Raw genomic sequence first — 26,379 nt, forward strand, 5'->3', positions numbered from 1 at the left:
TGGTGCGTCGATGATCGTCGGCGTCGGAGTCGACATCGTGGGCATCGAGCGGTTCGGCCGCTCGCTGGAGCGCACTCCCGCCCTCCGTGATCGTCTGTTCGCTTCCAGCGAACTGTCGCGTTCCGACGGCACGCCCCGCACGGCGGCATCCTTGGCGGCCCGCTTCGCCGCGAAGGAGGCACTGATGAAGGCGGTGGGAGACACCATCGACTTCCGCTGGCACGACATGGTGGTGCACGCGGATGACGAGGGCAATCCGGACTTCCTGCTGACGGGAGTGGTGGCCGCAACGGCCGAACGCCGCGGGATCACCAGCGTGCACCTCTCGCTCTCCCACGATGCGGGCTCCGCGATCGCGTTCGTCGTCGCCGAGGGGGACCCTCGATGACCCACCTCGGGCCGGAGCGTCGAGCGGACATCGATCTCGCTGCCATCCGCGCCAATGTCGAACGGCTCCGAGCCCAGGTCGCCCCCGCGGTGGCGATGGCGGTGGTCAAGGCGAACGGCTACGGGCACGGGGCCGCTCTCGTCGCCCGTGCCGCGCTCGAGGGCGGTGCCGCCTGGCTGGGCGTGGCCGACATCGGCGAAGCGCTCGCCCTGCGCGCTGCGGGGATCACCGCACCGATCCTCGCGTGGCTGCACGACCCGACCACCGACTTCGCTCCGGCGATCGACGCGGGCATCGACATCGGCGTCTCCACCATCGACCAGCTCGAGGCGATCGCGTCCCTCGACACGGATGCTCCGCCGCTCGTCCAGCTCAAGGTCGAGACCGGACTGAGCCGCAACGGCCTCCCGCCCGCGCACTGGGACGAGGCGTTCGAGCGGGCGGCGCTGCTCGAGAAGGCGGGCCTGCTTCGCGTCCGCGGCATCTTCTCGCACCTGGCCAACACCTCCGCCGAGAGCGACGAGGAGGCGATCGCCGCCTTCTCCACCGCGCTCGCCCTGGCCGAGGATGCCGGCCTCAGCCCGGATCTCCGCCATCTCGCCAGCACCGCTGCCGCCATCCAGCGACCGCACGCCCGCTTCGACCTCGTCCGCCTCGGGATCGGAATCTACGGGCTGTCTCCCTTCGGCGAGATGGATTCGGCCGACCTCGGCCTGCGTCCGGCGATGACCCTCCGCGGTCGCATCGCGGCCGTGCGTCGGGTCGACGAGGGCGCCGGCGTCTCCTACGACCACATCTGGCGTGCGTCGGCCCCGACCACGCTCGCGCTCATCCCTCTCGGCTACGCCGAGGGCATCCCGCGTGCGGCATCCGACGTCGCCGAGGTGTGGATCGACGGGGTCCGCCACCCGGTGCGGGGGCGGATCGCGATGGATCAGCTCGTGGTCGACGTCGGGGACGCACCCGTGCAGGTCGGGGACATCGCGGTGCTGTTCGGGGATCCCGCTCGTGGGCACCCGAGTGCGGACGACTGGGCTCGCTGGGCCGGCACCATCAACTACGAGATCGTGACCCGCATCGGCCCTCGGGTCGAGCGCTTCGCCGAATGAGCGCCGCGTCGACGGATGCCGGGGAGTCGCGAGCGGGCATTCGCACGATCGCCACCCCCGAGGACATGCACGCCCTCGGCCGTGAGCTCGCCGCACGGCTGCGCGCAGGGGACCTGCTCGTCCTCTCCGGTCCGCTCGGCGCGGGCAAGACCCAGCTGGTCCGAGGGATCGGGGAGGGGCTGAACGTCCGCGGACCCATCACCAGCCCGACCTTCGTGCTCGCGCGGACCCATCCCTCGCTCGTCGGCGGCCCCGCTCTGGTCCATGCGGACGCCTACCGGCTGGGCTCCGCGGCCGAGCTGGATGACCTCGATCTCGACTTCGCGAACGCGGTCGTCGCGGTCGAGTGGGGCGCTGGACTGCTCGACGGGGTCGCCGAGTCGTATCTCACCATCGAGATCGCCCGGCGAGAGGGCGATGCGCCGCTGGGTGGTGACGAGGAACTGGACGACGGTCCCGAGCCCCGCACGGTCACCATCGCCGGCCACGGCCCCCGCTGGGCGGACGGTGCGGCATCGCGGGACTGAGTGGTTTCCGGTGGCTGAGTCGCGCCGGAGGCGCGCGTCGAAGCCCGGTCTGGGCTTCGACATCATCGCGGCGCGATCGGCTCGATCACCGGACGGGCAGCATCGAAGCGCTCCGCCGTCCCCGGCTCGTAGGCTTGCAGGATGCTCCTCGCGATCGACAGCTCCGCCGGCACGAGCGCTGCCGTCGTCGACTTCGCGACCGGCATCCTGGCCGAGGCGTCGAGTGACGATCCGCTCCGGCACGCCGAGGTGGTGGGGGAGCTGATCGCCGAGGTCCTCGCGCAGTCGGCGGTCCGAGTCGAGGCGCTCTCCGCGGTGGCACTCGGCACCGGCCCTGGACCCTTCACGGGTCTGCGGGTCGGCATGGCCGCCGGCCGCGCCTTCGCACTGGGCGCAGGCATCCCCGTCGCGCCGGTGATCAGCCATGACGCGGTCGCCGCCGGCCACTACTCATCCGGGGCCGCCGGCAGTCTGCTCGTCGTCACCGACGCGCGTCGCCGCGAGGTGTTCTGGTCGCTCTACTCGGGAGCGGATCCCGAGAGCATCCCTCACCGCATCGAGGGCCCCGCGCTCGCCAAGGCGGATGCGACCCTTCCCGATGCCGACCGCCGCATCGATGCACGCTCGATCCCGGCGGGCTGGCTCGGCATGGTGGCCGAGCGCTCCTGGGCGGCCGGACGAGCCTTCCCGTCCGGCGACGCCGTCTACCTCCGCTCGCCGGACGTCACCCTCTCGGCGCCCAAGAGGGTGACCGGATGAGCTGGCGACTGCGCCCGGCGGACCCGGACGACCTCGCGGCCATCATGCGGCTCGAGGTGGAGGTGTTCCCCTCCGACGCATGGTCGCGCCCGATGATGGAGGCCGAGCTGCGCAGCGAGCACACCGTCTACGTCGTCGCCGTGACCGGCGGCGCGCTCGAGAAGCCCGGCCCCGACGGGCAGCGGGAGGGCCAGCAGATCGTCGGCTACGCCGGGCTGCTGGCCCCGGCCGGCGCGACGGACGCCGAGATCCAGACCCTCGCCGTGGTCGATTCCGCTCGTCGGACCGGGCTCGGCCGCGCGCTCATGACGACCCTGCTCGATGCCGCGACCGAACGCGGAGCGACGACAGTCTTCCTCGAGGTGCGCGAGGACAATCCGCCTGCCCAGAACCTGTACCGCTCCCTCGGCTTCGAGGAGCTCGGCCTGCGTCCGCACTACTACCAGCCCGACGACGTGGCGGCCGTGATCATGCGCCGGATCGCGCCTCGTCCCGGCGCACAGCCGATCGGGGGCTCCCGATGAGCGCCGTGGCGGCCGGGTCCGCGGGAGGACAGCTCGTGCTCGGCATCGAGACCTCGTGCGACGAGACGGGGATCGGCATCGTCCGTGGCGGAACCGTGCTCGCGAACGTCATCTCGTCGTCGATGGAACAGCACGCCCGCTTCGGCGGCGTGGTGCCCGAGGTGGCGGCGCGTGCCCACCTCGAAGCCATCGAGCCCGCCCTGCGCGAGGCCCTCGCTGTCGCGGATGTGCGGCTCTCCGACCTGGATGCCATCGCGGTCACCGCCGGACCGGGGCTCGCCGGCGCGCTCATGGTCGGCGTCGGGGCGGCCAAGGGTCTCGCCCTCGCCACGGGGAAGCCGCTCTACGGCGTCAATCACCTCGTCGGCCACGTGGGCGCCGACTACCTCGTCGACACGAATGCCCCGGACCGGGCCGCGGCGGACGACGGCGAGCCGACGATCGCCCTGCTCGTCTCGGGCGGCCACACCTCGCTGCTGCTGGTGCGCGACCTCATCTCCGATGTCGAGCTGCTCGGCGAGACGATCGACGATGCCGCAGGAGAGGCCTTCGACAAGGTCGCCCGGCTGCTCGGACTGGGCTACCCCGGCGGACCCGGGATCGATCGGGCGGCCGCGGACGGCAGTCCCACCGCCATCCGCTTCCCGCGCGGGCTCACCCAGCCGAAGGACCTCGCTGCGCATCGCTACGACTTCTCGTTCTCAGGCCTGAAGACGTCGGTGGCCCGATGGGTCGAGCGGCAGACCGACGGCGCCATGGAGGTCGATGTCGCCGACGTGGCGGCGAGCTTCCGCGAGGCGGTGGTCGATGTGCTGCTCGGCAAGGCGATTGCCGCATGCCAGGACTTCGACGTGCCTCGCCTCCTCCTCGGCGGGGGAGTGGTCGCCAACGCGCGACTGCGCGCCGTGGCCGCCGAGCGCACCGAGGCGGCGGGCATCGCGCTGCGCATCCCGCCCTTCTCCCTCTGCACCGACAACGGGGCGATGATCGCGGGAGTCGGTGCCCGTCTCGTCGCTGCGGGCCACCCGCCATCCGCCCTTGGGTTCGGCGCCGATTCGTCGCTGCCCGTCACCACCGCGCAGGTCTGACGCGAGTCAGCCCGGTGCGCCGGCGCCTCCGCAGGGCGACCCCGGGAGCAACAACCCTCAGGGTCAGATTGACACTCATCGACCCGCGCTGACACGATGAATCCATCAAGATCCTCAGAATGACCTGAGATCCTCTACAAGGGAGACCCGACATGACGACGCCCGAGCCGCAGTACTCCGCCCCGCCGCAGTACGCCGGCGCCGCACCATCCAAGACCCTCTCGATCATCTCCTTGATCGCGGGCATCGTCGGAGTCGTCAGCAGCTTCTTCTACATCGGGTTCCTGTTCGGCGTCGCGGCCGTGGTCCTCGGCTTCCTCGGTCGCAAGCGCGAACCGGCCGCCAAGGGCTTCTGGCTCACCGGAATCATCCTGGGATTCGTGGCGATCGCGCTGACCATCGTCGCCATCATCGTCGTCATCGCAGCGCTCTCGCTGGCTGCCTCGTACGGAACCTCCGTCCAGTAGTCCCTCGCTCGTCCATCGAGCGCGGATCGGAGTGTGCGGGCGGAAGCGCCCGCACACTCGGACACACTGGTCGGGGCGTGCCCGTCGCGCGTCGCACCTGACCGCCGACCGACAGGAAGACCATGACCGACCCAACGCCCGGCGACGCTCCCCGGGACGGCGCTGTTCCACCGCCCGTTCCTCCCGTGGTCCCGCCGACGCCTGCCAGTGAGCCGGCGGCCTCGACGGAGCCCCCGGCTCCGCCTGCGCCTCCCGCTCCGCCCGCACCCCCCGCGCCCCCGGCCTTCGCAGCACCCGTGACCCCTCCGGTGGCACCTCCCGCTCCGCCGTCGTACGGTCCTCCGCCCACCCCACCGGCCGAGCCGACGTCGAGCTACGCGCCGCCCGCACCGCCCTATCCGTCGGCCGGCGCGACTCCTCCGCCCTATGCGACGCCTCCGGCGCCCGCGGGCACCGTGGACTACGGCGCTCCCGCCGCGCCCAACTACGGCGCTCCGGTGTATTCGGCCCCATCAGGTGCCAAGGCGCCGGTCCTCAGCATCATCTCGCTCGTCGCAGGTATCGTCGGCGTCGTCTTCAGCTTCGTCGCCTTCATCCCCATCGTCGGCTCGATCCTGCAGCTGTTCATCCCGGCGGGTGCGGTGGTCCTCGGCTTCCTCGGCAAGCGCAAGGAGCCTCAGGCTGCGAAGGGGCTCTGGCTGACCGGCATCATCCTGGGCTTCGTCGGCCTCGCCATCGCGATCATCAGCCTCATCGCGTGGATCGCCTTCTTCAGCGCATTCGGCAGCGGCTACGGCGACTACTACAACGACTTCTCCTAGTTCCTACGTTCCGGCCCCATGTGCACGAAATTCCGTGCACATGGGGCCGTTTCGTGCACATGGGGCCTGTTGCCTCAAAAGTCTCGCTGCGCAGAGGCTCCGCGGATCATGTGCTCGATGCCCGCGGATTCCTACGGAATTTCGTGCACACTCGGCCGGAACGTAGGAAGAGGGGGTCAGACGCGGTGGGCGATGAGGGCCGTGCGCCTGCCCGCGATCCGGGTGAGGATGAGGGTGGCCTCGCCGCTGCCCTTGAGGCCGAGCTTGGCGCGGAAGGCCGCCGGATCGATGTCCACCCCGCGCTTCTTCACCTCGAGCCGGCCGATGCCGCGGCTGCGGAGCTCGCGCGCGATGCGACGCTCGTCGATCGGCAGCTCTGCATCGATCTCGAAGCTCGCCGCCAGCGGCGACGTGCTGATGGACGACCCGGTCAGGTAGGCGATCCGATCGCTGAGGATCCCGGCACCCAGACTGCCCGCGAGATCGCCGATGAGTCGGGCGCGGATCACCGCGCCGGCCGGCTCGTGCAGGTAGCGCTCCAGAGGCCGCAGCTCGGGGTCCTCGCTGTCCGCAGGGGCGGTGAGCTCGGCGACCCGATCACCCGCGATCACCAGGGCCGCGCGTCGGACGAGGGGCCGCGCCAGCGCTCCGGACCACAGGGACAGCTCCACCGTCTCGCCGTCGACGGTCACCCACTGGGCCTCGACGCCCGTGGGGATCTCCTCCCGGTCGAATGCCGGGCCGAGCTTGATGCCGGTCGGACTCTCCTCGGCGATCGCGAACGCCGTGCCGAGGGAGGGACTGTACTGATCCGCGTCGACACGTGTCGTGCTGTCGTGTCCGGGCGCTCGACGGGCCGGGTCGAGGAACACGGCGACGACATCGGATAGGTCGGCCGTCCCCGCATCGCCGACCACGACCTCGGCGCCGGGGAAGGGCGCGAGGTTGTATGCGGCGATCGCCGCCGTGACCTCATCGATCTCGACGCCGCGAACCTGCAGGTCGAGCGCGGCGAGAGCCATGGCGTCGCCGCCGATGCCGCATCCGAGATCGGCGACCCGCATCAGGCCCGCATCGCGGAAGCGGGCCGCATGTCGCGCGGCCACCTGCAGTCGGGTGGCCTGCTCGAGACCCGCCGCCGTGAACAGCATCCGGCTGGCGAAGGGACCGAACTTCGCGACCGCCTTCTCGCGCAGCCGCGCCTGGGTCAGCACCGCGGCGATGAGCGACGGGGGATGACCCTCGCGGCGCAGCCGGCTCGACAGCTGGACCACATCGGCGCCGGATCGGTAGGGCGGAAGGGCATCGAGGAGCCGCAGTCCTTCGACGGTGAGGAGCTCGCGCACCTCGCTCTCCTCCATGGCCCTCACGCTAGCGCTCGTGCCGGTGCAGCCCGTGCCGGACGGAGTCCTCCGGCCAGCGCTCGACGACTGGCACTCGCATTGCAGGAGTGCCAGCGGAGCCTCTAGACTCTCTTTGGCACTCGGCTCCGTCGGGTGCCAGCCGAGCGGGCAGTGCGTCTGCGGACTCTCGTCCGCGGCGGATGCCCCTTCATCACCGTCTGAGGCACATCACTGTCTGAGGCCAAGGCCCATTCAGCAAGAGAAAGAAGGTCACCTATGTCGACCGCAACCAAGGTCTCCATCAAGCCGCTCGAAGACCGCATCGTCATCCAGCAGATCGAGGCCGAGCAGACCACCGCGTCGGGCCTCGTGATCCCCGACACCGCCAAGGAGAAGCCGCAGGAGGGCGAGGTCATCGCCGTCGGACCCGGCCGCATCGACGACAACGGCAACCGCGTCCCGCTCGACGTCGCCGTCGGCGACCGCGTCATCTACTCCAAGTACGGCGGAACCGAGGTCAAGTTCGGTGGCGAGGAGTTCCTCGTCCTCTCCGCGCGCGACGTGCTCGCCGTCGTGGTGCGCTGACCCTCCCGTCAGCCGACACCCGCAGCACCCGCAGCACAGCATCTCCAGAAGGCCCGTCGGCCGCTCAGCTCGAGCGGACGGCGGGCCTTCTGCCATCCCCCGACCGCTTCGTGCCATGAGCCGCCGAACCCTCGCTCGACGACGAGCGGGGCTCGAGCGGCGGATACGCTGGGGACAGTGAGCGCACGATGACCGACGGCCAGCAGACGGTCGACGCATCAGGTCGGACCGCAGAGCAGAGCAGCCGACGCAGCGGGCTGATCGCCGGCGTCGCCGCCTACACGATCTGGGGCGTGCTACCGCTCTACTTCCTCGCCATGCGGCCCGCCGGCCCGTTCGAGATCGTCGCACTGCGCATCGTCTTCGCGCTCGTCTTCTGCGCGCTGCTGCTCACGGTCACGCGCGCCTGGCCCAGGTTCCTCGGACTCGCCCGTCAGCCGAAGGTGCTGTTCACGATGGGCCTCGCAGGGGCCCTCATCTTCGTGAACTGGCAGACCTACGTGATCGGGACGCTCGGCGGGCACGTCGTCGAGACCTCGCTCGGCTACTTCATCAACCCGATCGTCACCGTGTTCCTCGGCGTCTTCTTCCTGGGCGAGCGCCTCCGTCCCGCGCAGTGGACGGCGGTCGGCCTGAGCTTCGTCGCGGTGGTGGTGCTGACCGTCGGGTACGGCGCGGTGCCCTGGATCTCGCTCATCCTCGCCTTCTCCTTCGGCTTCTACGGCTACATCAAGAAGAGGGTGGGCGGGCAGGTCGACGCCGTCAGCGGCCTGACCCTCGAGACGGCCTGGCTCGTGCCGATCGCCGTCGTCGAGCTCATCGTGGTGAATTCGATGAGCGGGCTCGTCTTCGGCACCGCAGGAGTCGGCAACACCGTGATCCTGCTCTCGGCCGGCGTGGTGACGGCCATCCCGCTACTGCTGTTCGCGACTGCCGCCTCCCGCCTTCCGCTCTCGATCGTCGGCTTCCTGCAGTACTTCGCGCCGATCCTGCAGTTCATCATCGGGATCACGGTCGCCGGCGAGGAGATGCCGCCGGAGCGCTGGATCGGCTTCGGCATCGTCTGGCTCGCGCTCATTGTGCTCTCGGTCGACGCCATCCGCGTCGGGCGCTCCCGCCGTCTGGTCGTCGAGACGCCCTAGGGCCCATCACCACCCGCAGTACTGTCCGACGTACTCGAAGATCCTGCCCTTCAATGTCGACGATGCGGCGGCGACGATGTCGGCCGTGGTGCCGTCGGCGAAGGTCACCGTGAGCGGTATCCGCGTGCCCACCTTGTCCTCCGCGACGGCATGGGGATCGCATCGCGACGGGACGTAGCGCAGGGCGACCGAGGTCGCAGAACCTGCCGCCGTGACCTCGACGCCCAGCTGCCGGACCGTGTCCGGATCCTGGCGGAGGAGCACGGTGCTGCCTGCGGTGTCGATGACGAAGGATCCGCTGCCCGAGCCGCTGGGCGTGATCACGAGGTCGAGCAGCGCGACCGGATGGCCGTCCTCCTCCTCGACGCGGAGGTTCTCGTCGAGGGCGATCAGCGCGGTCGCGTCCAGCTCGGCCAGCGCGCATTCGACTCCGGTCAGTCGGGCGAGAGCAGCCAACGAGTCGGAGGCGTCCCGCGTGAGGTCGAACTCGCTGTCCTGGACGCGCGCGTGCACGGTGGCCACGCCGTCGAAGGCGCCGTCGACGGCGCGATCGGCTCCGCAGACGGCGTCGGGGAAGGGGACCCGCAGCGCCTTGGCCTGCGCCGCCGGCACGACCGTCTCGCCGACCCAGTGCGGCGCGGTCGCGAAGAAGGCCGAGTCGACCTGCACATCCGTCACGGTGAACGGCTCCGACCCCGTGTTGCTCACGAGCAGGGTCACCATGTCGCCGTCGACGTCGGTGCGCGTCTGGCGGACGTCGACGGTCAGCTGCGGCTCGGACGCCGATCCCGCCGTCGCCGATGCCGACGTCTGGGGCGGCGGGCTGGAGGCCGCACAGCCGGCCAGGCCGCCGAGGAGCGCAGCCGTGAGAGCGGCGACGAGCGCGCGCCCGCTTCGCGTCGAGAGATGCATTCCGGCGCCCCCATTGCTGTGGTGAACACGCATCACGGTACGGCAGATCCCCGCACCGAAGGGTCTGTGCCGCCGGCGAATCCGTCGCCTTCGGGGTGGCGCGACTCGGAGGCGGGGGGAGACGCATAGCGTTCGCTCGATCGTGCCAACCGAGCGGAGGAAACCGTGCGCACCTCATCGCCGCGACGCTCTGGCCGGCAGCCGCTCCTGCGTGCGCTCGGCTCGGGTCTGATCCTGCTCGCCGTCGCCTCGACCGCCGCCTGCTCGGCGCCCGCGGAAGCCGACGCCCCCATGCCCGCACCGAGCGCTTCGCCGTCGCCGCCCCCGCCGACCGGGGACGGTGCGCTCATCCTCGGCACGGTCCTGCCGGTGACAGGAGCGTTCGCCGGGCAGGGGCCGGCGCAGATGGCGGCCGTGGAGCTCGCCGTCCGGGACATCAACGCGGCCGGAGGAGTCGGGGGTGTGCCGGTGGTCGTCTACCAGCGCGACTCGGGTGATGCGGCGTCTTCGCTCGCCGAGACGTCGTTCGACGAGCTCGCCGCTCGCCGCGTCGACGCGATCATCGGTCCGTCGGCCGCCGATCTGGCCGCGCGCCTGCTGCCTCGGGCCGCCGACGCGGGCGTGCCGCTGATCTCACCCACCATCGTCGATTCCGATCTCGCGGCATCGGCGGTCGCCGGGAGCGACGGTGCCACCGACCCGGACGGCTGGCTGTTCGGGATCAGCGCCGCCCCGTCGGCCTCGGGCAGCGGGTCGCAGCCGAGCCCGGAATTCGCGCAGCGACTGATCGGCTCCGATCCCAGCCTGGCCGATCTGCGCTCCGGGCCCGAGACCTACGACGCGGCCATCCTGATCGCGCTCGCCGCGATGGCGGCGGGGGATGACGGCGGGCCCTCGATCGCTCGTGCTCTGGTGGCCGTCTCCAGCGAGGGATTCGGCTGTTCCAGCTTCGGCGAGTGCGCCGCCGCACTCACCGAGGGCCAGGACATCGACTACGTCGGAGCATCCGGGGCGCTCGATCTCGATGGAGACGGCGGTGTTCTCCCGTCTCCGGGACCGGCGGTCGGCGGCTGAACAGGCGGCACTCGTTTAGGTCACGGAGTGTAACGATTCGCTCCTGAGAGCCGTCCTGTAACACGACCGAATTGTTCCCCGCTTAGCTTTACCTCGCGGCCTCGCATCGCCGTGACCACAAACATCTATAACAAGGAGAACAATGAGCGGATTCGAGAAGGCCAAGGCCTCTCGCTCACGGACTCTCAAGAACGTGCTGGGCGGCGTCGCCGTCATCGGCGTGAGTGTGCTGTTCCTCAGCGCATGCTCGCCGACGGCAAGCACCGGTTCTTCAGAGACTGCAGCACCTCCCACCGACGACCTGACGCTGAAGATCGGCACGGCACTGCCGCAGACCGGCAACCTGGCCTACCTGGGCCCGCCCGAAGAGGCAGGTGTGCAGTACGCGATCAGCGAGATCAACGCTGCCACCGCCGACACCGGTCTCACGGTCGACCTCACCCTCGGCGACTCGGGTGACACGGACAACAAGGCGTACGAGACCGAGATCCCGCGTCTGCTCGGCGATGGCGTGTCCGCCATCATCGGTGCGGCCTCGTCCGGCACCTCGCTGAAGTTCATCGACGACGTGGTCGGCGCTGGCGTCATCCAGTTCTCGCCGGCGAACACCTCCGACGCGTTCACCACCTACGACGACAAGGGCCTGTACTTCAGGACCGCGCCGTCCGACGTGCTGCAGGGCGAGGTCCTCGGAAACCTGATCGCGGAAGACGGCAACCAGACCCTCGGTCTGATCGTCCTCAACGACTCGTACGGAACCGGTCTGGCCAAGTACGTCACCGACTCCTTCGAGGCCGCCGGCGGCGAGGTCGTCGCAGCGCCGACGTACAACACCGGTGACACCTCGTTCGACTCCCAGATCCAGGAGGTCCTCGCGGCCGACCCCGACGCGATCGCACTGATCACGTTCGAAGAGGTCAAGACGATCCTCCCGGGCCTCCTCGCGAGCTTCCCGTCCGACAAGCTCTACTTCGTCGACGGAAACCTCAAGAACTTCGGCGACGAGCTGCCTGCCGGCTCGCTCACCGGAGCCAAGGGAACCCTGCCGGGCCTGTCGATCGACTCGCTGACCGACTTCACCGGCGCGCTCGACGACTTCGCGTCGTCCGAGGGTCTGCCCGCCCTGAAGGACTACAGCTACGCGGCGGAGTCGTATGACGCCACCGTGCTGCTCGCCCTGGGTGCCCTGGCCGCCGGCTCGACCGACGGCACCGACATCGCCGGCAAGCTCCAGGAGGTCTCTGGTGGTTCGGGCGATGGCGAGAAGTGCACCACGTACGCCGATTGCGCCGCGATCATCGTCGGAGGCGGCACCGCCGACTACGACGGCATCTCCGGCCCGATCTCGTTCGACGACGTCGGAGACCCCCAGGATGCCAGCATCGGGATCTACGTGTACGGCGAGGACAACAACTACACCGCATATGAGGGCTGATCACTCGCTGATCTGAACTCACCGAAGCGGGGCTCCGACCGAGAGGTCGGGGCCCCGCTTTGCTGTGCCCCGACGGGAATCGGCGGAGCCCGTCGGGGGCTGTCCCGAGCCGGCCGCGCGCCCGGTCACCCGCCGGAGCGCACCCGTTCAGCGGCAGTGTGCGAGCACGAGAAAGAGGTGGCCGACCGGAGACCGGTCGACCACCTCTGAGGTCCGTCTGTCAGGCGTCGACGCCCAGCGTGCCCAGGTACAGGTTGATGACCTTGGGATCGTTCAGCAGGTCGCGGCCCGTGCCCGTGTACGCGTCCCGGCCCTGGTCGAGCACGTATCCGCGGTCGCAGATCTGCAGGCAGCGTCGTGCGTTCTGCTCGACCATGATGGTCGTCACGCCCGCCTTGTTGATCTCGGAGACGCGGATGAACGCCTCGTCCTGACGCGCGGGGGAGAGGCCGGCGGACGGCTCATCCAGCAGCAGCACATGCGGGCGCATCATGAGCGCCCGGCCCATCGCCACCATCTGGCGCTCGCCGCCGGACAGTGAGCCCGCGCGCTGCTTGAGGCGCTTGCCCAGCTCGGCGAAGATCCCGGTCACGAACTCGAGGCGCTCCTTGTACTCCTTGGGGCGCTGGTAGAGCCCCATCTGGAGGTTCTCCTCGATGGACAGGCTGGGGAACACGTTGTTGTTCTGCGGCACCATGCCGACCCCGCGGGCGACCAGCTTGTCCGCCTTGAGGCCGGTGATGTCGTCGCCCATCAGGCGGATCGCGCCTTCCCGGATCTTGACCTGGCCGAAGATCGACTTGAGCAGCGTCGACTTGCCGGCTCCATTCGGGCCGATGATGCCGATGAGCTCGCCCTCGTATGCCTTGAGGGAGCAGCCGTTGAGGATGTTCACGCCGGGCAGGTAGCCCGCCGTGATGTTGTCGATGTGCACGACCAGCCGACTCGGATCGGTCGAGGGGTGCTCCGCGGGTGCGACGGACTCTGCGGCGGCCATCAGTTCTTCCCTTCCGGCGTGTAGCGGCCCGTGAGCTCGCCGAGGTCGATCTCCTGGTGCGCGCCGAGGTAGGCGTCGATCACCGCGGGGTTCTGCATGACCTCGAGGGGCGGGCCCTCGGCGACGACCTGGCCCTCGGCCATGACGATGACCCAGTCGGCGATGTGGCGGACCATGTGCATGTCGTGCTCGACGAACAGCACCGTCATGCCCTCGTCCTTGAGGTCGAGGATCTTGTCCAGCAGCGACTGCGTCAGCGCGGGGTTGACGCCCGCCATGGGCTCGTCGAGCATCACCAGCACGGGATCGCTCATGAGCGCCCGCGCCATTTCGAGCAGCTTCCGCTGTCCTCCTGAGAGGCTGGCGGCGAAGTCGTCCTTCTTGGCGTCGAGCTTGAACTTCACCAGCAGGTCGAGCGCCTTCTGCTCGATCTCCTTGTCCTGCTTGCGCCACAGGGCGGGGAAGAGGCCCTGGAAGAAGTTCTCGCCCGTCTGGCCCTTGGCCCCGAGCTTCATGTTCTCGAGCACGGTGAGCAGTCCGAGGGCCTTCGTCAGCTGGAAGGTGCGGACCTGGCCCATCCGGGCGACCCGGTACGCGGGGACGTTCGAGAGCGACTTGCCGTCGAAGGTCCACGAGCCGGTATCGGGCTTGTCGAATCCGGTGAGCAGGTTGAAGAGCGTGGTCTTGCCCGCGCCGTTGGGGCCGATCAGCGCCGTGATGGCGTTGCGGGGGATCTCGAGGTGCTCGACGTTGACCGCGGTCAGGCCGCCGAACGTGCGGGTGATCCCGTCGGCGACGATGATCGGATCGACCTTGGCCACTCCGGGGGCCGGCTCGCCCTTGTGCAGGCCGACGGACTTCGGACGTGGTGCGTGCGGCATGGGCGAGACCGGGGGGACCGGCTCCGGGATCTCACTTGACAAAGGTCAGCTCCTTCTTGTTGCCGAGGATGCCCTGCGGCCGGAAGATCACGATCAGCATCAGAGCGACGCCCACCAGGATGAATCTCAGCGTGCTCGCCTGGGAGCTGGATACAGGCAGGACGCCGATCGACGCGAGCCCGGGGAGGATGTTGCCGAGGAAGGTCTGCAGCACCCAGAACAGGATGGAGCCCAGCACGGGGCCGAAGACGGTCGCGGCGCCGCCCAGCAGCAGCGCGGTGTAGACGAAGAAGGTCAGCGACGTCACGTAGGAGCCGGGGTTGACCGAGGATGGAAGAGCGTAGACCACGCCGCCGAGGGCGCCGAAGACGCCGCCCAGGACGAGGGCCTGGAGCTTGAACGAGAAGACGTTCTTGCCGAGTGCGCGGACCGCGTCCTCATCCTCGCGGATGCCCTTGAGCACACGGCCCCATGGGCTGCGCATGAGTGCCCAGACCACGAGCAGGGACACCGCGACGAGGAGGACGCCGATCGTGGTCACCCACGCGCCGTTCGCGCTCATCTCCCATGGCCCGAAGCCGTAGGTGCCTTCGGGGAAGGGGTTCGCCGCCCGGAAGCTGTTGTGGTAGCCGCTCAGGCCATCGGCGGAGCCGGTGACCGAGTCGAACGTGGCCGTCAGGAACAGCAGGCGGAGCACCTCGGCGGCGGCGATCGTCACGATGGCGAGGTAGTCGCCGCGCAGGCGCAGCGTCGGGATGCCGAGGATCAGCGAGAAGATCACCGAGCCGACGATGCCGACCAGCACTCCGCCCCACCACGGGAATCCGAAGGTGAGGACCGAGATCGCGTAGCCGTACGCGCCGATGGCCATGTACGCCGCGATGCCCATGTTGAGCAGTCCGGCGTAGCCGAACTGGACCGAGAGGCCGATCGCCGCCAGAGCGTAGGCGATGGTGGCCGGCGCGATGATGAACGCGACCGAGTTGGAGAGGATCTGTGCCAAATCCATTTCAGGGCCTCCTAGCCAATTCTCTCTCGGCGACCGAGGATGCCCTGGGGTCGCAACAGCAGGATGAGGATCAGCACGACGAGCGCACCGACGTACTTCAGGTCGGCCGGGATCCACAGGCTCGAGATCTCGACGAGGATGCCCACCACGAGCGCGCCGACGAGGGCGCCGAATGCCGTGCCGAGTCCGCCCAGGGTGACCGCCGCGAAGACCAGCAGCAGGATCTGCGCTCCCATGTCCCACTTCAGCCCGGGCCGGTAGTAGGCGTACAGCACACCGGCGAGTCCGGCGAGGCCGGCGGCCATGATCCAGACGATCCGGACGACGCGGTCGACGTTGATGCCCGAGGCGGCGGCGAGCGAGGGGTTGTCGGAGATGGCGCGGGTGGCCTTGCCGATGCGGGTGAAGAGGAGCCAGAAGGCGAACGCGGCGATGACCACGATGCTGATGCCCATGCTGACGATGTCGATGACCGTCAGCTTGACGGCGCCGAACAGCGGGATCTCGGGCGAGTTGGAGCCGGGGAGCTGCAGGGTCCCGCCGCCGATGAAGAACTGGAAGACGTAGCGCAACGCGAGGCTCAGGCCGATGCTGACGATCATCAGCTGGACGGTGCCGAGTCCCTTCCGGCGCAGGGGCCGCCAGATGCCCACATCCATACCGAGTCCGAACAGAGCGCTGAGCAGGATCGCGAGGGGGATGGCGATGAAGATCGGAACCGAGAGCGCCGCCCCTAAGAACCAGGCGACGAGGGCGCCGAAGGTGACCATCTCGGCGTGGGCGAAGTTCGAGAGCCCCGTCGTGCCGAAGACCAGAGAGAGGCCCACCGCCGCGAGGCCCAGCATCAGGCCGAAGTTCAGTCCGCTGACGAGGCGCTGCACGACCTGATCGAAGAACGGGGTGACATTGCGCTCGCCCTTGCCGATGAAGAAGTTGGTGGTGACACGACCACCGGGGCCGACCGTGACGGTCTGCACGTTGGAGGTGTCGCCGACTACCGCCACACCGTCGGGAAGGGTGGACTCGTCGAGCGTCACCTTGTACTCGGACTTCTCGGGCACTCCGACGCGCCACTTGCCCTCTGCGTCGGTCTCGACCTCGGCGTCGTAGCCGCCGCCCTCGACCGTCAGCTTGACGCCTTCGAGGGGATCGCCGTTGTACTGGACGTTGCCGCTGACGCGATACGGGTTGTCTTCGATGCCGACCTCGTCGGCATGGGCGGCGGGAGCGGAGCCGAACAGGGCGGCCAGGACCAGCAGACCGCCGAAGATGACGAGAAGGGTCGGGCGTAACCGGGTCGCGGTGAATCCGGTGGCGGACAAGTGACCTCCAGTTGATGCGGGAGAGGTGTCCGCTGCGCAGACATTGCGTGGACGTTGGTTGACTCTATGGCCCCTTTGTTGCGGCTGTGTTTCACCGTCGAACCGTGATCGGATCGTTGTGGACTCGCCGAGGGAGATGCGATCCGATGCCCGGGTCGGGAACAGTGGGGGTCGGGCGCGGTTAAGATGTATCACCGGTATGCAGTGTCGCCGCCGGAGCAATCATCATGTTCATCCCGTGACCGTGCTCCTCAGCCCGCCTGTCGAGCGCAGCGCGACGGCGACTGGGAGGGGCCCATGGAAGGCCACGATCCGTTCGGATTCATCGGACTCACGTACGACGACGTCATGCTCCTGCCCGGGCACACCGACGTCATCCCGAGTGAGGCCGACACCTCATCGCGGCTGACGAAGCGGATCACGGTCGCGGCCCCGCTGCTGTCCTCCGCCATGGACACCGTGACCGAGTCGCGGATGGCGATCGCCATGGCCCGCAACGGCGGTCTCGGCGTGCTGCACCGCAACCTCTCGATCGAGGAGCAGGCGGTCCAGGTCGACGCGGTGAAGCGATCCGAGTCGGGCATGATCACCAACCCGGTGACGACGACCCCCGATGCCACCGTCGCCGAGGTGGACGCGCTCTGCGGGCAGTTCCGCGTCTCGGGCCTGCCCGTGATCGGACCCGACGGCCGACTGGTCGGCATCGTCACCAACCGCGACATGCGCTTCGTCTCGCCCTTCGAGAAGGCGACCACCCTCGTCCGCGACGTGATGACCTCGACGGGGCTGATCACCGCCCCCGTCGGCATCGATTCCGACGGCGCCGTCGCGCTGCTCGCCCAGCACCGCATCGAGAAGCTGCCGATCGTCGACGGCAGCGGCATTCTCCGCGGCCTGATCACCGTCAAGGACTTCGACAAGAGCGACAAGTACCCGAACGCGACGAAGGACTCCGCGGGGCGCCTGCGGGTCGCCGCCGCCATCGGATTCTTCGGCGACGCGTGGGATCGCGCCGTGGCTCTCCGCGAGGCGGGCGTGGACGTCATCGTGGTCGACACCGCCAACGGAGACTCCCGCGGCGTGCTCGACATCATCACCCGCCTGAAGTCCGACTCGGCGTTCGACGCGATCGACATCATCGGCGGCAACGTCGCGACCCGATCCGGTGCGCAGTCGCTCGTCGATGCCGGAGCGGACGCCATCAAGGTGGGCGTAGGGCCCGGATCCATCTGCACCACCCGCGTGGTCGCGGGCGTCGGCGTGCCCCAGGTCACCGCCGTCTACGAGGCGTCGCTCGCCGCGCGCGAGTCCGGGGTGCCGGTCATCGCCGACGGCGGCCTGCAGTACTCGGGCGATATCGCCAAGGCACTCGTCGCCGGAGCGGACACCGTCATGCTCGGCTCGCTGCTCGCGGGCACCGACGAGAGCCCGGGCGACCTGGTCTTCGTCAACGGCAAGCAGTACAAGAAGTACCGCGGCATGGGCTCCCTGGGAGCACTGCAGACACGGGGCAAGAAGACCTCCTACTCGCGCGACAGGTACTTCCAGGCGGATGTGCCGAGCGACGAGCAGCTGATCGCCGAGGGCATCGAGGGACAGGTCCCGTATCGCGGCCCCGTCGCCGCCGTCTCGTACCAGCTCACCGGAGGCCTGCGTCAGTCGATGTTCTACGTCGGTGCCCGCAACATCGAGGAGCTCAAGGCGAAGGGCAGGTTCGTCCGGATCACCGCGGCGGGCCTCAAGGAATCCCACCCGCACGACGTCCAGATGGTCGTAGAGGCCCCGAACTACCGCCGCTGATAGGTCCCCGCGGTAGAAAGTGGCTCCCCGCTACGGATGGTTCCGTAGCGGGGAGCCACTTTCCATAGCGGCGAGAAGACGGCCGGTCACTCGTGCACAGGCACTCATCCGGACGGGTTCTGCACCGATCCCGTATCACCGCCCCACACGCCCGTGAGCGTGGCGAGGATATCGCCGTGAATCTCGACTCGCTGTCCCGACGCGGCATCCTGCTGATCTCCGACCTCCGCCAGGCGGGGATGTCACCGCGCACGGTCCAGAGCCAGGTGTCTTCTGGACGCCTGGTGCACATCCGTCGCGGCGCCTACTGCGATCGGACTCGCTGGGAGGCCGCGGACCTGCGCGAGCAGCATCGTCTGCGAATGCGCGCGGTCGTCGAATCGTCGCCTACCGAGCCGGTGTTCTGTGGCGAGTCAGCCGCTGCGGCATGGCGCCTGCCGACCATGGAGATCGGCGATCGAGTCAGCATCTGCGCGCAACCTGCCGACGGTGGTCGATCGCAGGGTGATGTCCGCCGTCACCCCACCGAGCTGGCCAGCACGCGGATCCAAGAGGTGGATGGATTCCTGGTCACGGGCGTCGCTCGGACCGCCTGCGATCTCGCGCTGGCGAATCCGTTCTCCGACGCCGTCGGCACAGTCGACGCTGCGCTCGCCGAGCGAAATGTCGACCGGGTGACGAAGGACGACCTGCAGGCAGAGCTTCACGCGATCGACCCGCGCTATAGGAAACGCAACTGCTCGGCCGTGATCGAGTTCGCGACTCATCTGTCCGATTCCTATGGAGAGTCGTTCGCGCGGGCGCAGATCCATCTGCTCGGCTTCGAGACGCCGGAACTGCAAGTCCCGTTCTCGGACGAACGCGGCGCCATCGGTCGCGTCGACTTCTACTGGCCCGGCAGTCGAGTCATCGGCGAGTTCGACGGCGCGGTCAAGTACATGGCGGCTGAGATGCGCAACGGACTGAGCCCTGCGGACATCGTGTGGAAAGAGAAGAAGCGCGAAGACCGCCTCCGCCGCCAGAGCGACGCCCTCTTCCGCCTCATCTGGGCGGACATCCGCGACCGCTCGCGACTCCGGGGGATCCTCCTCGGCGCGGGCCTCACACCTCGGCGCGGTAGATAGTGGCTCCCCGCGGTGGATCTTTCACCCGCCGGGAGCCATCTTCGACCGCGGGGAGCTCGGAGTCGTCGGTCGGTAGGGTGGACGGGTGAGTATGGAGTTCGAGATCGGGCGCTCGAAGAGGGCGCGTCGGGCGTACGCGTTCGACGACATCGCGGTGGTGCCGTCCCGCCGCACGCGTGACCCCGAAGATGTCTCGACCACCTGGTCGATCGACGCGTACCAGTTCCAGATCCCCGTGATCGCGGCGCCGATGGACTCCGTGGTCTCGCCGGCCACCGCGATCGCGATCGGCAAGCTCGGCGGCCTCGGCGTGCTCGACCTCGAGGGTCTCTGGACCCGCTACGAGGACGCCGCCGACCGGCTGGCCGAGATCCGCGCGCTCGCCGACGTCGATGCGACGGCCGCGATGCAGGATCTCTACTCGGCGCCGATCCAGCCCGAGCTGATCAAGAGTCGGCTCGCGGAGATCCGCGCCGCCGGGGTGCCCGTCGCCGGATCCCTCAGTCCGCAGCGCACGCAGGAGCACTACAAGACCGTGGTCGCCGCTGGCGTCGACCTCTTCGTCATCCGCGGCACCACCGTCTCGGCCGAGCACGTCTCCAAGAAGCGCGAGCCCCTGAATCTCAAGGAGTTCATCTACGACCTCGACGTGCCCGTCATCGTCGGCGGCGCCGCCACCTACACCGCGGCGCTGCACCTCATGCGCACCGGTGCGGCCGGCGTTCTCGTCGGCTTCGGCGGGGGAGCGGCCTCGACCACCCGAACCGCCCTCGGCGTGCATGCGCCCATGGCCACAGCTGTGGCCGATGTCGCCGGCGCTCGCCGCGACTACCTGGATGAGTCGGGTGGACGCTATGTGCACGTCATCGCCGACGGCGGTCTCAGCACTGCGGGCGACATCGTCAAGGCGATCGCGGTCGGGGCGGACGCCGTCATGCTCGGCACCGCGCTGGCCCGCGCCACCGATGCCCCCGGCGGCGGCTGGCACTGGGGCCCCGAAGCGCACCATTCCGAGCTTCCTCGCGGCAACAGGGTGCAGGTTGGTCAGGTGGCCCCGCTCGAGCAGATCCTCTACGGTCCAGCCACGGTCGCGAACGGAACAACGAACCTGATCGGGGCGTTGAAGAAATCGATGGCAACCACCGGATACTCCGATCTCAAGGAGTTCCAGCGAGTGGAAGTCGTCGTCGCCCCCTACCGGGTGAACTAGCAGCAGCATGGGCCGCTCACGAAGCGGCCACAGGAGGAAGTCATGGCTCAGGGAAACAGCGTCACGCTCTCGTCGAAGCTCGGCCCCGAGGAGCGCGCAGCCGCGATCCTCGCTCTGAAAGAGAAGGAGCTCGACATCCTCGTCGTCGGCGGCGGGATCGTCGGCACCGGCAGCGCCCTCGACGCCGCCACGCGCGGGCTCAGCGTCGGCCTACTCGAGGCGCGCGACTTCGCATCCGGCACCTCGAGCCGCTCGTCGAAGCTCGTGCACGGCGGCATCCGCTACCTCGAGCAACTGGACTTCCGACTCGTCCGCGAGGCGCTCATCGAGCGCGGTCTGCTGCTCCAGCGGCTCGCCCCTCACCTGGTCAAGCCGGTCAAGTTCCTCTACCCGCTGACCCACCGGGTCTGGGAGCGCGCCTACATCGGCGCAGGCATGCTGCTCTACGACATCTTCAGCTGGTCGGGTGGGCGCCCTCCTGGCGTGCCGCACCACCGCCACCTCACCAAGTCGCAGATGCTGCGCGCCATGCCCAGCCTCGCGAACGACGCGTTCACCGGCGGGCTCACCTACTACGACGCTCAGGTCGATGACGCCCGCTACGTGGCCAACCTCGCCCGCACGGCCTCCTTCTACGGCACCCACGTCGCCACCCGCGTCCGCGTCGAGGGCTTCATCAAGGTCGGCGAGCGGGTGGTCGGCGTGCACGCACACGACCTCGAGACCGGCGAGAAGTTCGAGGTCCGCGCCAAGCAGGTCGTCAACGCGACGGGCGTCTGGACCGACGAGACCCAGTCGATGGTCGGCGAGCGCGGCCAGTTCAAGGTGCGCGCGTCCAAGGGCATCCACCTCGTCGTGCCGCGCGACCGCTTCCAGTCCAACGGCGGCGTGATCCTCCGCACCGAGAAGAGCGTGCTCTTCGTGATCCCGTGGGGTCGCCACTGGATCATCGGAACCACGGACACCGACTGGCACCTCGACAAGGCGCACCCGGCCGCGACCGCCGCCGACATCGACTACGTGCTCGAGCACGTGAACAAGATCCTCACCGTGCCGCTCACCCGCGAGGACGTCGAGGGTGTCTACGCGGGCCTCCGTCCGCTGCTGGCCGGGGAATCCGAGCAGACCTCCAAGCTCTCCCGCGAGCACCTCGTCGCCCACTCGGTCCCCGGGCTCGTCGTGATCGCCGGCGGCAAGTGGACGACCTACCGGGTCATGGCGAAGGACGCCATCGACGCCGCGGTCTCTGCGCTCGACGGTCGCATCCCGGCGTCGACCACGCAGGACATCGCCCTGCTCGGTGCCGAGGGGTATCAGGCCGCCTGGAACAAGCGCGGCAGGATCGCCAGCGCCTTCGGTGTGCACCGGGTGCGGATCGAGCACCTGCTCAACCGGTACGGCGTGCTGACGGACGAGCTGCTCGACCTCATCAAGGCCCGCCCCGAGCTGCAGGAGCCGCTGCCCGGCGCCGACGACTACATCCAGGCCGAGGTCATCTACGCCGCATCGCACGAGGGCGCGCTGCACCTCGAGGATGTGCTCGCCCGTCGCACTCGGATCTCCATCGAGGCGTGGGATCGCGGCGTCTCGGCGGCGCCGGTCGCCGCGCGGCTGATGGCCGAGGTGCTCGGCTGGGACGACGCGAAGATCCAGCGCGAGGTCAACACCTACCTCAAGCGGGTAGAAGCGGAGCGCGCCAGCCAGCAGGAGCCCGACGACGAGTCGGCCGATCGCGTGCGCCTCGAAGCGCCCGACATCATCACCGTCGCCTGAGACGATCAGCCACTCACCATCTCAAGGAGATTCTGCGCGACGGGCCCCTGGATCCGCATGGCCAGGTCGCCTGAAGGCAGAATCTCCTTGAGTTGGTAAGGGATCCACAGACGTGACAACCCCCGCACCCAGCCCCAGCATGCTGCAGATCATGCGGCGCCCCCGGTCGCTGCTGATGCTCGGCGGCTTCATCCTGCTCGCCGTCGTCTTCGCCCTGTTCGGACAATGGCAGCTCTCCCGCGCCGTTCAGGCGGGCACCGTGGTCGAGCGGCCGACGGAGCAGGTGCTGCCGCTGACCCAGGTCGCCGACCCCGCCACCTCCGTCGGCGACGAGGCCATCGGGCAGCTCGTCAGCGCATCTGGCGAGTGGGTCCGAGGGGAGTTCCAGATCCTCGCCGATCGACTCGACGAGGGGCGCTCCGGATACTGGGTCACCGGCCATTTCCGCACGGATGACGGGGACTCGCTCGCCGTCGGCCTCGGCTGGACGGACGATGAGAAGACGGCGCAGTCCGCGCTCTCCGATGCCGACGCGTCGGCTCTTCCGACCACCGTCAGCGGTCGGTTCCAGCAGAGCGAAGCCCCCACGGAGCCGACCGACGGCCAGGTCTACCCGGAGGACTTCGCGGTGGCGGCGCTGATCAACGAGTGGGCGGATGCCGGCCCGACGTACGCCGGCTACATCACCCTGACGGATGCGCCGGACGGTCTCGGGCTCGACCCCATCTACTCCCCGTTGCTCGAGCAGCAGGTGCAGCTGAACTTCCTCAACCTGTTCTACGCCGTCGAGTGGGCGCTGTTCGCCGTCATCGCGCTGTACATCTGGTACCGCCTGATCCGCGACGTCTACGAGCGCGAACGCGACGACATCGCTGGCGCCGAGTCGGCGGAGGATGGGGCGTCCTCCGCCTCGGTGGGGCAGCCCGCCGCGCGACCGTAGACTGGAGCAATGCCGAGGGCCCCGCGGACAGCCGACTTCCCCCGCATCCGGACCGCCCTCGCGGTCTACCGCGTCCTGGCCTACGCCACCGGTGTGATGCTGCTCATCCTGGTCGTCGAGATCGTCCTCAAGTACGTCTTCGGCCTCGAGCTCGAGCTCGGCGGAGTCGGCGGCTTCATCGCCCTCGTGCCCTCGGGAAGCGTGCAGGCGATCAACCTCAGCCTGGTCTTCCAGATCACGCACGGCTACCTCTATCTCGCGTACCTGATCGCCGATTTCGTGCTCATCACCTTCATGCGCTGGCCGATCACGCGCTTCATCCTCATCGCGGCGGGCGGCGTCGTGCCCCTGCTCTCCTTCTTCACCGAGCGGCGCATCCACCGCGAGGTCACCGACTACCTCGCCCAGCGCGAGACCGCAGACCACCCGGCACCCATCGAGGCAGGCCCATCCGCATGACCACTCCCGCAGAGACCGCTCCCGCAGAGACCCCGTCCGCGGCGGCCCCGAACCTCGGGACCGGCCCGGGACCTGTCTCCGACACGATCGCCACAGAGGCTCGCCCCGTCCTGGTCGTCGACTTCGGCGCCCAGTACGCGCAGCTCATCGCGCGCCGAGTCCGCGAGGCGAGCGTCTACTCCGAGATCGTGCCGCACTCGATCTCCGCGGCGGAGGTCGCGGCCAAGAACCCGGTAGGCATCATCCTCAGCGGCGGCCCCTCCAGCGTCTACGAGGCCGGAGCGCCGTCGCTCGATCCCGGCATCATCGAGCTCGGCGTGCCCGTGCTCGGCATCTGCTACGGATTCCAGGTGATGGCGCAGCAGCTGGGTGGCGAGGTCGGCAAGACGGGCGCACGTGAGTACGGCTCCACGGATGTCGTCGCCTCCGACACCTCCAACGTGCTGCTGCACGACCAGCCCGAGCAGCAGATCACCTGGATGTCGCACGGCGACTCCGTGCTCCAGGCTCCCGCGGGCTTCGACGTGCTGGCGTCCTCGGCGTCGACCCCCGTCGCCGCCTTCGCGAACGACGCGCGCCGCCTCTACGGCGTGCAATGGCACCCCGAGGTCAAGCACACCCAGTACGGACAGAGCGTCCTCGAGAACTTCCTGCACCGCGCCGCCGGCATCCCCGACGACTGGAACAGCGGCAACGTCATCGCCGAGCAGGTGGAGCGCATCCGCGCCCAGGTCGGATCCGCCCGCGTCATCTGCGGTCTGAGCGGGGGAGTCGACTCCGCCGTCGCGGCGGCGATCGTGCAGAAGGCGGTCGGCGACCAGCTCACCTGCATATTCGTCGACCACGGCCTGCTGCGGCAGGACGAGGCCCGCCAGGTGCAGGAGGACTTCGTGGCCTCGACCGGCGTCCGCCTGGTCACCGTCGACGCCGAGGACCAGTTCCTCGACGCCCTCGCCGGCGTGAGCGACCCCGAGCAGAAGCGAAAGATCATCGGCCGGGAGTTCATCCGCACCTTCGAGGCAGCCGCCGAGGCGCTCGTGCTTGAGTCCAAGGCCGACGGCGCCACGATCGACTTCCTCGTCCAGGGCACGCTCTACCCCGACGTCGTCGAGTCGGGCGGGGGATCCGGAACAGCCAACATCAAGTCGCACCACAATGTGGGCGGCCTGCCCGACGACCTGACATTCGCCCTCGTCGAGCCCCTGCGCACCCTCTTCAAGGACGAGGTGCGCGCCATCGGCCGCGAGCTCGGCCTGCCCGAGGTCATCGTCTCCCGCCAGCCGTTCCCCGGTCCGGGCCTGGGCATCAGGATCGTCGGCGAGGTCACCCGCGAGCGGCTCGATCTGCTGCGCCTGGCCGATGCCATCGCACGCGAGGAGCTCACCAACGCGGGCCTCGACGGTGAGATCTGGCAGTGCCCGGTCGTGCTGCTCGCCGATGTCCGCAGCGTGGGGGTGCAGGGCGACGGGCGCACCTACGGTCATCCGATCGTGCTTCGCCCGGTCTCCAGCGAGGACGCGATGACCGCAGACTGGACGCGCCTGCCCTACGACCTGCTCGCCCGCATCTCGAACCGGATCACCAACGAGGTGCCGGGCGTCAACCGGGTCGTGCTCGACGTGACGTCGAAGCCGCCGGGAACCATCGAGTGGGAGTGACGCGCAGCCGAGTGGCTGAATCCAAGCTGCTGCGTCGCGCGGTCGTCAGCACCGAACGCTGTCGGTAGACCGACCGCGTTCGGTGCTCCGGATAGCGCGAGGTGCGCGCTCGCGCACAACGACCGCGCTCGCCCAATACGACCGCGTCGCGCGCTGCGGGCAACGAAGAAGGGCGGCTCCCCGTGGGGAACCGCCCTTCTCTGCTCTCTCGCCTACCGCTACTCGCGGGTCAGAGCGAAGATGCGCAGGAACTCCACGTAGAGCCAGACGATCGTGACCATGAGGCCGAAGGCCGCCTGCCAGCCGAACTTGCGGGGGAGACCCCGCTGCACGCCCTGCTTGACGAAGTCGAAGTCGAGCACCAGCGAGTAGGCCGCGAGCAGCACCGCGAGGGCGCCGATCACGAGGCCGAAGGGAATGCTCGTTCCGGGGATGTCAGCCGAACGCAGGCCGAAGGCTCCGCCCTCGACGATGTCCCCGCCGAAGATCATGAGGCCGAAGTTCACCAGCGAGAACACCGCGTAGGCGATCATCGCGACCAGGAAGATCTTCGTGGCCCGGGCCGACGCGCGGACCTTGCCGCTCGCGAAGAGCGCGAGGACCACTGCGACGGTGACGAGAGTGGCGAGGATCGCCTGGACGACGACACCGGGCCAGGTCCGCTCGAAGATTGCCGAGATGCCGCCGACGAACAGCCCCTCGAACGCCGCGTAGGCGACGATCAGCGGAACCGACGGCTGCTTCTTGAAGGTGTTGACGAGGCCGAGCACGAGGCCGCCGATGGCGCCGACGATGGCGAGACCGGGAAGGGCCCAGCCGACGGCGCCGGTGACGAGCAGGACGGCGAAGAGCGCGACCGTCTTGAGGGTGGTGTCTTCATAGGACATCCGGTCGGTGTCCGTCGGGGTTGCCGACGGGCGCGAGTAGAGCTCATCGAGCTCGGTCGCGCTGGGCGTGCTGACGGCTATTGCGCCTCTGCCGTTGAACGCCGCGTTGTTCTTGAATGCGGGATTGGAGGACTGTGCCATGCCT

Annotated in this window: 26 protein-coding genes; 19 read left to right on the forward strand and 7 right to left on the reverse strand. The window is 69.1% G+C overall.

What is annotated here, in order from left to right; all coding sequences use genetic code 11:
- The first annotated feature begins 10 nt into the window (after positions 1-10).
- The 8 genes from E6C64_RS13860 to E6C64_RS19120 all read left to right on the forward strand — a co-directional run bounded on the left by E6C64_RS13860 (position 11) and on the right by E6C64_RS19120 (position 5,683).
- Positions 11-388 carry a holo-ACP synthase gene (locus tag E6C64_RS13860; protein ID WP_136428074.1) on the forward strand — a complete coding sequence of 126 codons (378 nt, stop codon included), beginning with the start codon at positions 11-13 and terminating at the stop codon, positions 386-388.
- The gene (alr, locus tag E6C64_RS13865) at positions 385-1,497 is read left to right on the forward strand and encodes an alanine racemase (protein WP_136428075.1); all 1,113 of its coding nucleotides are present in this window, start codon (positions 385-387) and stop codon (positions 1,495-1,497) included. The genes E6C64_RS13860 and alr overlap by 4 nt, the downstream gene beginning before the upstream one ends.
- Positions 1,494-2,024, forward strand: coding sequence for a tRNA (adenosine(37)-N6)-threonylcarbamoyltransferase complex ATPase subunit type 1 TsaE (tsaE, locus tag E6C64_RS13870; RefSeq protein ID WP_136428076.1), 531 nt, complete (start codon positions 1,494-1,496; stop codon positions 2,022-2,024). The genes alr and tsaE overlap by 4 nt, the downstream gene beginning before the upstream one ends.
- A gap of 141 nt (positions 2,025-2,165) precedes the next feature.
- On the forward strand, positions 2,166-2,783 hold the full coding sequence (gene tsaB / locus E6C64_RS13875; protein ID WP_136428077.1) for a tRNA (adenosine(37)-N6)-threonylcarbamoyltransferase complex dimerization subunit type 1 TsaB: 618 nt from the start codon (positions 2,166-2,168) through the stop codon (positions 2,781-2,783).
- The gene (locus tag E6C64_RS13880; RefSeq protein WP_136428078.1) at positions 2,780-3,307 is read left to right on the forward strand and encodes a GNAT family N-acetyltransferase; all 528 of its coding nucleotides are present in this window, start codon (positions 2,780-2,782) and stop codon (positions 3,305-3,307) included. Before tsaB ends, E6C64_RS13880 begins: the two co-directional genes overlap by 4 nt.
- Complete coding sequence (gene tsaD, locus E6C64_RS13885; protein WP_136428079.1) at positions 3,304-4,395, forward strand: tRNA (adenosine(37)-N6)-threonylcarbamoyltransferase complex transferase subunit TsaD; 1,092 nt, start codon at positions 3,304-3,306, stop codon at positions 4,393-4,395. Before E6C64_RS13880 ends, tsaD begins: the two co-directional genes overlap by 4 nt.
- A 152-nt stretch (positions 4,396-4,547) precedes the next feature.
- Positions 4,548-4,862: a DUF4190 domain-containing protein gene (locus E6C64_RS13890; protein WP_136428080.1), complete on the forward strand. Its 315-nt coding sequence runs from the start codon at positions 4,548-4,550 to the stop codon at positions 4,860-4,862.
- A 296-nt stretch (positions 4,863-5,158) separates the two neighbouring features.
- A complete protein-coding gene (locus E6C64_RS19120; protein WP_158437866.1) occupies positions 5,159-5,683 on the forward strand; it encodes a hypothetical protein in 525 nt (174 codons plus the stop codon).
- Between the two features lie 176 nt (positions 5,684-5,859).
- On the opposite strand, the gene E6C64_RS13895 is transcribed toward E6C64_RS19120, so the two are convergent.
- Positions 5,860-7,044 carry a THUMP-like domain-containing protein gene (locus E6C64_RS13895; protein ID WP_136428081.1) on the reverse strand — a complete coding sequence of 395 codons (1,185 nt, stop codon included), beginning with the start codon at positions 7,042-7,044 and terminating at the stop codon, positions 5,860-5,862.
- 258 nt (positions 7,045-7,302) lie between these two features.
- Between E6C64_RS13895 and groES the strand changes: the two genes are divergently transcribed.
- Complete coding sequence (gene groES, locus E6C64_RS13900) at positions 7,303-7,611, forward strand: co-chaperone GroES (protein ID WP_136428082.1); 309 nt, start codon at positions 7,303-7,305, stop codon at positions 7,609-7,611.
- Positions 7,612-7,799: 188 nt separating this feature from the next.
- Entirely contained in the window at positions 7,800-8,753 is a 954-nt protein-coding gene (gene rarD / locus E6C64_RS13905; protein WP_136428083.1) for an EamA family transporter RarD, read from the forward strand.
- Between the two features lie 6 nt (positions 8,754-8,759).
- Here rarD and E6C64_RS13910 read toward each other — a convergent pair whose 3' ends face one another.
- Positions 8,760-9,665 (reverse strand): hypothetical protein, encoded by a 906-nt coding sequence (locus tag E6C64_RS13910; protein WP_136428084.1) that lies wholly within the window; start codon positions 9,663-9,665, stop codon positions 8,760-8,762.
- A 165-nt stretch (positions 9,666-9,830) separates the two neighbouring features.
- Here E6C64_RS13910 and E6C64_RS13915 point away from each other — a divergent pair, with 165 nt between their 5' ends.
- Complete coding sequence (locus E6C64_RS13915; RefSeq protein WP_136428085.1) at positions 9,831-10,739, forward strand: ABC transporter substrate-binding protein; 909 nt, start codon at positions 9,831-9,833, stop codon at positions 10,737-10,739.
- Between the two features lie 142 nt (positions 10,740-10,881).
- The gene (locus E6C64_RS13920) at positions 10,882-12,174 is read left to right on the forward strand and encodes an ABC transporter substrate-binding protein (RefSeq protein ID WP_136428086.1); all 1,293 of its coding nucleotides are present in this window, start codon (positions 10,882-10,884) and stop codon (positions 12,172-12,174) included.
- A 220-nt stretch (positions 12,175-12,394) separates the two neighbouring features.
- On the opposite strand, the gene E6C64_RS13925 is transcribed toward E6C64_RS13920, so the two are convergent.
- Genes E6C64_RS13925 through E6C64_RS13940 form a run of 4 tightly spaced genes read right to left on the reverse strand, consistent with a single transcriptional unit; the run spans position 12,395 to position 16,383 of the window.
- Positions 12,395-13,171 carry an ABC transporter ATP-binding protein gene (locus tag E6C64_RS13925; RefSeq protein ID WP_136428087.1) on the reverse strand — a complete coding sequence of 259 codons (777 nt, stop codon included), beginning with the start codon at positions 13,169-13,171 and terminating at the stop codon, positions 12,395-12,397.
- On the reverse strand, positions 13,171-14,052 hold the full coding sequence (locus E6C64_RS13930) for an ABC transporter ATP-binding protein (RefSeq protein ID WP_136428711.1): 882 nt from the start codon (positions 14,050-14,052) through the stop codon (positions 13,171-13,173). Before E6C64_RS13930 ends, E6C64_RS13925 begins: the two co-directional genes overlap by 1 nt.
- A 31-nt stretch (positions 14,053-14,083) precedes the next feature.
- On the reverse strand, positions 14,084-15,061 hold the full coding sequence (locus E6C64_RS13935; protein WP_136428088.1) for a branched-chain amino acid ABC transporter permease: 978 nt from the start codon (positions 15,059-15,061) through the stop codon (positions 14,084-14,086).
- An 11-nt stretch (positions 15,062-15,072) separates the two neighbouring features.
- Complete coding sequence (locus E6C64_RS13940; RefSeq protein WP_136428089.1) at positions 15,073-16,383, reverse strand: branched-chain amino acid ABC transporter permease; 1,311 nt, start codon at positions 16,381-16,383, stop codon at positions 15,073-15,075.
- A 297-nt stretch (positions 16,384-16,680) separates the two neighbouring features.
- Between E6C64_RS13940 and guaB the strand changes: the two genes are divergently transcribed.
- From guaB to guaA, 7 genes are all read left to right on the forward strand, one after another.
- Complete coding sequence (guaB, locus tag E6C64_RS13945) at positions 16,681-18,183, forward strand: IMP dehydrogenase (RefSeq protein WP_136428090.1); 1,503 nt, start codon at positions 16,681-16,683, stop codon at positions 18,181-18,183.
- Between the two features lie 176 nt (positions 18,184-18,359).
- Positions 18,360-19,307 (forward strand): type IV toxin-antitoxin system AbiEi family antitoxin domain-containing protein, encoded by a 948-nt coding sequence (locus E6C64_RS13950; RefSeq protein WP_158437867.1) that lies wholly within the window; start codon positions 18,360-18,362, stop codon positions 19,305-19,307.
- Positions 19,308-19,398: 91 nt separating this feature from the next.
- Positions 19,399-20,517 carry a GuaB3 family IMP dehydrogenase-related protein gene (locus E6C64_RS13955; protein ID WP_136428712.1) on the forward strand — a complete coding sequence of 373 codons (1,119 nt, stop codon included), beginning with the start codon at positions 19,399-19,401 and terminating at the stop codon, positions 20,515-20,517.
- 42 nt (positions 20,518-20,559) lie between these two features.
- Positions 20,560-22,290 (forward strand): glycerol-3-phosphate dehydrogenase/oxidase, encoded by a 1,731-nt coding sequence (locus E6C64_RS13960; protein WP_136428092.1) that lies wholly within the window; start codon positions 20,560-20,562, stop codon positions 22,288-22,290.
- Positions 22,291-22,402: 112 nt separating this feature from the next.
- The gene (locus E6C64_RS13965; RefSeq protein WP_136428093.1) at positions 22,403-23,230 is read left to right on the forward strand and encodes an SURF1 family protein; all 828 of its coding nucleotides are present in this window, start codon (positions 22,403-22,405) and stop codon (positions 23,228-23,230) included.
- A 9-nt stretch (positions 23,231-23,239) separates the two neighbouring features.
- Positions 23,240-23,689 (forward strand): DUF3817 domain-containing protein, encoded by a 450-nt coding sequence (locus E6C64_RS13970; protein ID WP_136428094.1) that lies wholly within the window; start codon positions 23,240-23,242, stop codon positions 23,687-23,689.
- Complete coding sequence (gene guaA, locus E6C64_RS13975) at positions 23,686-25,347, forward strand: glutamine-hydrolyzing GMP synthase (protein WP_136428095.1); 1,662 nt, start codon at positions 23,686-23,688, stop codon at positions 25,345-25,347. Before E6C64_RS13970 ends, guaA begins: the two co-directional genes overlap by 4 nt.
- Positions 25,348-25,565: 218 nt before the next feature.
- Here the strand turns inward: guaA and E6C64_RS13980 are convergent, their stop codons facing one another.
- A complete protein-coding gene (locus E6C64_RS13980) occupies positions 25,566-26,375 on the reverse strand; it encodes a Bax inhibitor-1/YccA family protein (protein WP_136428096.1) in 810 nt (269 codons plus the stop codon).
- Between the last annotated feature and the right edge of the window lie 4 nt (positions 26,376-26,379).

This window comes from Naasia lichenicola (genome assembly GCF_004801885.1).
In the GTDB taxonomy this organism is placed as follows: domain Bacteria; phylum Actinomycetota; class Actinomycetes; order Actinomycetales; family Microbacteriaceae; genus Naasia; species Naasia lichenicola.

What these genes read in the sequence shown, in the direction of transcription:
- E6C64_RS13860 (WP_136428074.1), top strand. Translation starts at nt 11, where the DNA reads ATGATCGTCGGCGTCGGAGTCGACATCGTGGGCATCGAGCGGTTCGGC.
- alr (WP_136428075.1), top strand. Translation starts at nt 385, where the DNA reads ATGACCCACCTCGGGCCGGAGCGTCGAGCGGACATCGATCTCGCTGCC.
- tsaE (WP_136428076.1), top strand. Translation starts at nt 1,494, where the DNA reads ATGAGCGCCGCGTCGACGGATGCCGGGGAGTCGCGAGCGGGCATTCGC.
- tsaB (WP_136428077.1), top strand. Translation starts at nt 2,166, where the DNA reads ATGCTCCTCGCGATCGACAGCTCCGCCGGCACGAGCGCTGCCGTCGTC.
- E6C64_RS13880 (WP_136428078.1), top strand. Translation starts at nt 2,780, where the DNA reads ATGAGCTGGCGACTGCGCCCGGCGGACCCGGACGACCTCGCGGCCATC.
- tsaD (WP_136428079.1), top strand. Translation starts at nt 3,304, where the DNA reads ATGAGCGCCGTGGCGGCCGGGTCCGCGGGAGGACAGCTCGTGCTCGGC.
- E6C64_RS13890 (WP_136428080.1), top strand. Translation starts at nt 4,548, where the DNA reads ATGACGACGCCCGAGCCGCAGTACTCCGCCCCGCCGCAGTACGCCGGC.
- E6C64_RS13895 (WP_136428081.1), bottom strand. Translation starts at nt 7,044, where the DNA reads ATGGAGGAGAGCGAGGTGCGCGAGCTCCTCACCGTCGAAGGACTGCGG.
- groES (WP_136428082.1), top strand. Translation starts at nt 7,303, where the DNA reads ATGTCGACCGCAACCAAGGTCTCCATCAAGCCGCTCGAAGACCGCATC.
- rarD (WP_136428083.1), top strand. Translation starts at nt 7,800, where the DNA reads ATGACCGACGGCCAGCAGACGGTCGACGCATCAGGTCGGACCGCAGAG.
- E6C64_RS13910 (WP_136428084.1), bottom strand. Translation starts at nt 9,665, where the DNA reads ATGCATCTCTCGACGCGAAGCGGGCGCGCGCTCGTCGCCGCTCTCACG.
- E6C64_RS13920 (WP_136428086.1), top strand. Translation starts at nt 10,882, where the DNA reads ATGAGCGGATTCGAGAAGGCCAAGGCCTCTCGCTCACGGACTCTCAAG.
- E6C64_RS13925 (WP_136428087.1), bottom strand. Translation starts at nt 13,171, where the DNA reads ATGGCCGCCGCAGAGTCCGTCGCACCCGCGGAGCACCCCTCGACCGAT.
- E6C64_RS13930 (WP_136428711.1), bottom strand. Translation starts at nt 14,052, where the DNA reads ATGCCGCACGCACCACGTCCGAAGTCCGTCGGCCTGCACAAGGGCGAG.
- E6C64_RS13935 (WP_136428088.1), bottom strand. Translation starts at nt 15,061, where the DNA reads ATGGATTTGGCACAGATCCTCTCCAACTCGGTCGCGTTCATCATCGCG.
- guaB (WP_136428090.1), top strand. Translation starts at nt 16,681, where the DNA reads ATGGAAGGCCACGATCCGTTCGGATTCATCGGACTCACGTACGACGAC.
- E6C64_RS13955 (WP_136428712.1), top strand. Translation starts at nt 19,399, where the DNA reads ATGGAGTTCGAGATCGGGCGCTCGAAGAGGGCGCGTCGGGCGTACGCG.
- E6C64_RS13960 (WP_136428092.1), top strand. Translation starts at nt 20,560, where the DNA reads ATGGCTCAGGGAAACAGCGTCACGCTCTCGTCGAAGCTCGGCCCCGAG.
- E6C64_RS13970 (WP_136428094.1), top strand. Translation starts at nt 23,240, where the DNA reads ATGCCGAGGGCCCCGCGGACAGCCGACTTCCCCCGCATCCGGACCGCC.
- guaA (WP_136428095.1), top strand. Translation starts at nt 23,686, where the DNA reads ATGACCACTCCCGCAGAGACCGCTCCCGCAGAGACCCCGTCCGCGGCG.
- E6C64_RS13980 (WP_136428096.1), bottom strand. Translation starts at nt 26,375, where the DNA reads ATGGCACAGTCCTCCAATCCCGCATTCAAGAACAACGCGGCGTTCAAC.